This window comes from Trichlorobacter sp. (genome assembly GCF_034008105.1).
Classification (GTDB): Bacteria; Desulfobacterota; Desulfuromonadia; order Geobacterales; family Pseudopelobacteraceae; genus Trichlorobacter.
On the sequence record NZ_JAVEPN010000030.1, the window covers coordinates 1 to 6,550 of the forward strand.

The window sequence follows — 6,550 nt, forward strand, 5'->3', positions numbered from 1 at the left end:
CTTGTCCAGCAAGCCACTGATCTCCGTGGCCACCATCAGCGCCTGCCCCTGCTGCACTGCCAGGCCCTGCAACGGCCGCTCCAGGCTGTCACCCAGGGTTCCCTTCATCACCATGCCCTGCTGAAACTTGAATACCGCCAGCCAGCTTTTGTTGATGGCCGAGGCTACACCGACATTCTGCAGCAAATTGGCATCTGCGGCGATGGCGACGATCTCCGCAAGGCCATCACCATCAAGATCGGCCGCCACCGGCGCCACCTCGCAACTGGCACTGGTGATCATCGGATTCTGCGCGTCGGGATCGATGTCGTAGGTCACCGTCGAGACCGACGCGCCAAGCTCCTTGTTCGACTTGTACAGCTGCTGCGTACCGCTGTAGATATACAACCGCCGGTTGCGGACAAAGGCCACCTCGGCCTGACCATCTCCCGTGATATCGGTGATCAGGGCACCAAACAGGCGGAAGTTCACCGGCAATTCGAAGGCGGGCGCCTGTGCCGCAAGCCGATTGCCCGCCAGACTCAGAGCCCATACCGGGCTGCCGTAGAAATGTTCGCGCGAGAATTCCTGCCCCAGCAGCTGCTCCGAGCGACCGTCGTTATCGATATCAAAGCCGGCCAGCAGGCTGCCATAACCGCTGATCACAGGCACCAGCTGCTGCCCCTGCAGCTGCAGCAGGTCGGAGTAGACGCGCTTGTCGGACCAGACCGTCACCGCCAGATAGGCTTCGCCGGCACGCGGCTGCCACCAGCTCAGGTTGAGAATACGGCCCATGGTGACGCTGTCGCCACTGGCGAAGGGGGTCAATTGCTCACCCAGACGGTAGATTTCGATGCGGCCGCCGTCAGTGGTGGCCAGCAGCAACTCGCCGCCGATCGCTTCGAAATCAGCCATCTGGGTAGCGTGAGACAGCTGGCCACGTTTGACAAAGCGAGGAAACTCCATGCTCAGCGCCCCGTTGAGGGCCGCCAACGGCAGCGGCGCGTCGTAACGCAGATTCGCCGGCGAAGCCGGTGCGGCCGGCGCAACAGCCAGCGGCATCGTCAATGGCGAGGCCGCTGGGGCGGCAATGGTCGCGGTGGCCGGCAGGGCTGCAACCGCCATGGTCGGCGGCGTCAGGGCAGCGAGACTGCGCCCAGGGGCCGGGGCATAGGCCCGGATCAGTTGGCCGGCGGCATCGCGCACCTGCAGACCATTGACCGTGGCTTCGAACAGCAGATCAGCCGCGCCCTCGCCATCACTCCACTGCAGGGCCGGCAGACCAGCCTTGAGGCGGGCGTAAAGCGCCTCCTGGCTGCCGCTGGCATCATGGAAGCGCGCCGTCAGGCCGCTGTAGCGCCGCACCAGGGTACCCGCCTTAAGCGCGGCAGCCTCACCCCGCAGCAGCCGCGTATAGGAATAGCCATCCTTGACCTGACTGACCTGCAACACGGCCAGGGTTTTGTCGAGGGTGCCGATAACCTCCTTGGTCACCGGATGAATGACATCGCCACCCTGTTCCACCACGGCCAACAGATCGCCGGCGGTCAATCCCTGATCGGCATCGAGATCAACGAGAAACTCGCTACCGATCGAAAGAACAACGCAGCCGGTGCGCGGCGCAAAATCCGGTTCCAGCTGAGCCAGATCACGGGCCAGGGCACCACCGGCCAGAGTGCCCAGCAAAAGGGGCAGCAAGGCCAGCAGCAGGGTGAGTCGTGCGGTCAGGCATTTCATGCAGTTTCCTCCTTGGTTACAGCCGGTTGCGGCTCCTGGGGCATTCAACCCGCCGCCACCTTGATGGTGGGGCGGCCGCATTATAGCCCCTCAGTGCCCGGCTGCACATAAAAAAGGCCGGGAGAATCCCGGCCTTTTTTATGGATTTCATCGTTATTTAGAACGAATAACGCAGGCGTGAGTTGATGATATAAATGTCCTCGTCGGCGCTGCCATCACAATCCACCTCATAGTAGTCCATGGCGTCGCCGGTCATCAGGTAACCAGCCTGGAGAGCCACCTCGGTCGAGCTGAACAGCTTGTAGCTGACATAGGCATCGACCTCAACACCGATCTCATCATCCGAGCGAGCAATGCCGTTATTGTCGAGGTACTCGATATCCTCAGCAGTCATCAGATAGGCAGCAGAAAGGCCGACCTTGAGCTTGTCGGTCGTCTGGTGGTCATAACCAAGACGGAAGAGGATCATGCCCTTATCCATCAGATAAGGAGCTTCGGCAAAATAATCGTCATCGGTATAGCCTTCGAACAGCACCACCGAGTATTCCGAATTGATGTCGATATCCGTTGCCACAAAGGCATCATAATCGTCATCCGTAGCGTCGTCATCACCGCTGGCATACCAGGTGGTAAACATCAGCTTGCCTTTACCCATCTTGGCACCCAGGTCAACGTGACCGAAGTAGCCTGCAAAATCAACCTCTTCCATCAGATCACCGAACTGATAGAACAGATCCCAGTTAGCGAAGAAGTTGCCGGCGGCCAAGGTACCATCGAAACCAAGGGTGTACAGATCCATGTCAAGATTGGTGAAACCACCACGGCTGACATAGTTGTAGTTCGGCCCCGTCGCACCATCGGACAGGGTATCGCCATCACTGTGCTGCCACAGGGCGAACAGGCCCATTTTCATGCCTTCGGCCGGCGAAAAATTATAGCGGGCATAAAGAGCATCAAGATCATCGAAATCATTGTGATCCAGGTCACTATCATTATGCGGCCGCTCGTAACCACGCATCCAGGCCAGTTCAACATTGCCATTACCTACCGGGACACTGTAGTCGATGCCTGTAGCGGTTTCCTGCCAGATGAACTTGTTAACGGTAAAGGTCTGCAGACCGATCTTGGCGCGGCCGCTGCCAAGGGCGAAATCGGTGTAGGCCCAGCGGGTTTCGACATCGACACCATCACCGGAAAAATCACCATCAGTGCCGGAACCAAACTGGATACCGCCAACCTCGATGGCATAGACACCCTTGATGGCGCCATCATCACTGGCCATTTCAGTCCACAAGCGGTATTTGATCTCGCCCATAAGATCATTGTTATCTTCTTCGGTAATGGCTTTTTTGTGCATACTCTGCCAGGAGTTCCCCGCGCCATCGAAGAAATTCACCTGGTTGGTGTACAGCCGGAAGCGGTGATTCAGATCCCCATGAAAGGTGAAATCCACTGCCAGAGCCGGTGCTGCCATGCTGAGCATGACCACAAGGGCAATCCACATTCGTTTCATACCGGTTTCCTCCTTGTTTGTTGGTGTTGCCTGTTCAAGCCCATTCCGGGCACGTCGTCCGGCATTTGCCTCGATTCACGGAACCCGCTGTTCCGCTGCCGGTCGTCTGCGCCCAACCCAAAAACCAACAATGTTCTAGCTTGACGATACTGCCATCGATCTTCATCAGAAACCATGCCAGAAATCGCCAAAAGCGGTCGATTCGCTAAAAACTCTCGGCATTCTAATATCTTTCTTGCCAAGCCACTGCTCTTGCCCGCGACAGAGCCACCATCTGGCGCACCCTTCGCTCTCATAAACTGTGGCAACCAGGCCACAGCCAACATACGGATTGCGGCTGATCAACCACGACCAGTGCATTTTTAAACTGTGTTCTATTTAGCTGGCGATTCGTCAGCCTGTCAAGCAAAAAGACGTAGGGTTTTTTGTATATTTAGGCAGTTACACCGGATTTCGCACAAAATATCAATTTTCAGCGGCTGGCACGCAAAAAACCCGGCCCGGCGAGACGCCAGACCGGGTAGCAACCGGCATGGAAAGAAATCGTGATGGGAAGGGCTCAGAAGCGGTAACGGACGCGGGCGTTAACGACCAGCAGATTGCTGTCGGCCTGGCCATCGTCGTCGTTCTCGTAGTAATCCAGGACATCGTCAGCCCAGAGATAGCCCCCCTGCAGGGCCAGCTCCAACTGGGGATAAAGCAGGTAGCGGGCGTAGGCATCGACCTCCCAGCCGATCCGGTCCGACGCCTGATCGGCATAACGCACCTTCTCTGCCGTCAGCAAATAAAGAATGGCACCGCCTACGGTCAGACGCTGGCCCAGCTGGTGATCGTACCCCAACCGGTTGAGAATCAGCCCCTTATCCTGCACATAGGGCACGGCCGAGAAATAATCATCGGAGGCATAGCCTTCAAAAAGAACCACAGAACTGGTTTCACCATTGGTATCACAGTCCGTGGCGATAAAGGCGTCATAGTCGTCATCCGTGGCATCCTTGTCGCCACTGGCCAGCCAGAAGGTATAGGTCCAGCTGCCGGAACCGCTCTTGGCGCCCAGATCAAGATGAATCAGATAGCCGCCAAAATCCTGTTTTTCCAGCAAGTCACCAAACTGAAAGAGCAGATCCCAGCGGGCAAACAGGTTCCCCTGACGGGCACTGCCATCAAAACCCAGGGTATAGAGATCCAGATCATAACCGGCGAAGTTTTTAAGATAGTTACCGCGTTCAGCCAGATTGAAAGCCGGTTCGTCCGTTAATGTTTTGCCATCACTGTGCTGCCACAGGGCAAACAGGCCCAGATTGGTATCGGTGGCCGGCTTGAGGAGGCAGCGCAGATAGAGGGCATCGAGATCCTGGAAATCATTACTGTCCTCGGTGTTGACGACCTCGTAACCGCGATACCAGGCCAGCTGCCACTGAGCCCCGCCCAAATCTCGCTGGAAGTGCGCGCCGGTCGCTGTTTCATTCCACAAAAAGGGGTTAATCTGCACCGGCTGCAAGCCCAGCTTCAGACGACCGCCGACCAGGGCCAGATCGGTGTAAGCCCAACGGGTTTCGAGATTGACGCCATCGCCGGAAAAACCGCCGCCGCGTCGACTGTCGCCATAGCGCAGACCACCCATCTCTATGGCGTAAACACCCTTGACAGCGCCTTCGTCGCTGGCAATCTCGCTCCATAGCCGGTATTTGGCGGTAACAAAGCTGTCGCTGGCGCTGCTGCGGCCGATTTTATGCTGCCGTTCGGTCTGGTAGCCGAAATCGCCGCGAAAAAATTCCGCCTGATTGCTGTAGAGGCGCAGCTCGTTGCTGAAATCCCCATGAACCGCCACCTCCAGCGCCATTGCCGCTCCCGCCAGCAGCAAAACAGCGACCGCGCCCAGCAGAGCTCTTGCACACACACGCATCCTTACCTCCCCATGGTCAAGATCTATCGAACAATCGTTCCACTAAGGGAGACAGCCATTGGTGGCCCGCCCCCCCCACGGTCGCCAGCCTCCGGCGCTGCTAACAGCGACGACTGCGGGTACCGCAGGTTACCAGATCAGTGATTATTCAGCCAGCGCTTCATGAAACCCGCACGCAAAAAAGCCCCTGCTTCCCGAAGGAGGCAGGGGCAGAAGCGACCCTGGGGCCGCCGGGGGGTCAGAATTTGTACCCAATGCTGGACACAATGACATAGATGTCTTCGTCCGAGCTGCCGTCGCGCGAAACCTCATAGAAGTCGAGGGCGTCGTCAGCCGCCAGGTAACCGGCGGCCAGTGCCACCTCAAGGCTGCTGTACAGCTTGTACTTGGCCCAGGCGTCGATCTCGATCCCAAGGCTGTCATCCGCCCGATCAACAGCGTTGTTGTCCGTGTATTCGAGATCTTCGGCGGTCATCAGGTAGAGGGCGGCCGCACCAACCGTGAGCTTATCGGTCAACTTATGCTCATAGGCCAAACGGTTGAGAAACAGACCCTTGTCCTGAATATAAGGCTCGGCGGCGAAGTAGTGGTCGGAGTTCAGACCCTGGAACAGCACCACCGACGAGTAGGCGGCATTGATATCGGTATCGGTGACAATGAAGGCATCCAGATCGCCATCGCTGCGGTCATCATCGCCACTGGCATACCAGACGGTATAGGTCAGGGTGCCCGGCCCCATCTTCAGGCCCAGATCGGCATGAGCGAAGTAGCCGCCGAAATCCGCATCCTCCAGCATGTCGCCGGTCTGGTACATCAGATCCCAGTTGGCAAAGAAGCTGCCGGCTTCCAGGCTGTGCTGCCACAAGCCGAACAGGCCCAGCTTGACACCAGCGGCCGGCTTGAGGCTGTAACGCAGATAAAGAGCATCCAGGTCTTTGAAATCGTTGCTGTCATCGGTATTGACCACCTCATAGCCACGATACCAGGCCAGTTCAAGACCACCATTCTGGTAGTGAATGCCTGTGGCGGTTTCTTCCCACAAAAAGCGGCTGATCTTGACCGGTTGCAGACCAACCTTCAGGCGTCCACCGGCCAAGGCGAAGTCGGTATAAGCCCAACGGGTTTCAACATTCTTGCCATCGCCGGAGAAACCACCTCCCTGGCTGGAGTTACCAAAGTTAACACCACCAATCTCAATGGCGTAGACCCCTTTGACGCCACCGTCATCGCTGGCAATCTCCGTCCACAGACGGTACTTGATGAGAGCGAAGCTGTCGTTGGCATCTTCATCATAGATCTTGGACTGCGTCGTTTTAAGACTCGACGCGAAATCTTTACCCCCGGTGAATCCTGTCTGGTTGGAGTTGATGCGGAATTCGTGCTTCAGATCGCCGTGAAACGCAAAATCCACCGCG

Annotated in this window: 3 protein-coding genes and 1 pseudogene; all 4 read right to left on the reverse strand. The window is 57.4% G+C overall.

Going from position 1 to position 6,550, the window contains the following annotated elements; genetic code table 11:
• A pseudogene (locus RBQ93_RS12195) lies at nucleotides 1-1,716 on the reverse strand (VCBS repeat-containing protein); the annotation flags it as partial.
• A 157-nt stretch (nucleotides 1,717-1,873) separates the two neighbouring features.
• Entirely contained in the window at nucleotides 1,874-3,229 is a 1,356-nt protein-coding gene (locus tag RBQ93_RS12200; RefSeq protein ID WP_092078898.1) for a hypothetical protein, read from the reverse strand.
• Nucleotides 3,230-3,788: 559 nt separating this feature from the next.
• Entirely contained in the window at nucleotides 3,789-5,129 is a 1,341-nt protein-coding gene (locus tag RBQ93_RS12205) for a hypothetical protein (RefSeq protein ID WP_320372395.1), read from the reverse strand.
• Between the two features lie 244 nt (nucleotides 5,130-5,373).
• On the reverse strand, nucleotides 5,374-6,550 hold a 1,177-nt coding region (locus RBQ93_RS12210), incomplete at its 5' end, for a hypothetical protein (protein ID WP_320372396.1).

Coding starts and splice junctions, on each gene's coding strand:
- RBQ93_RS12200 (WP_092078898.1), bottom strand. CDS start 3,229: ATGAAACGAATGTGGATTGCCCTTGTGGTCATGCTCAGCATGGCAGCA.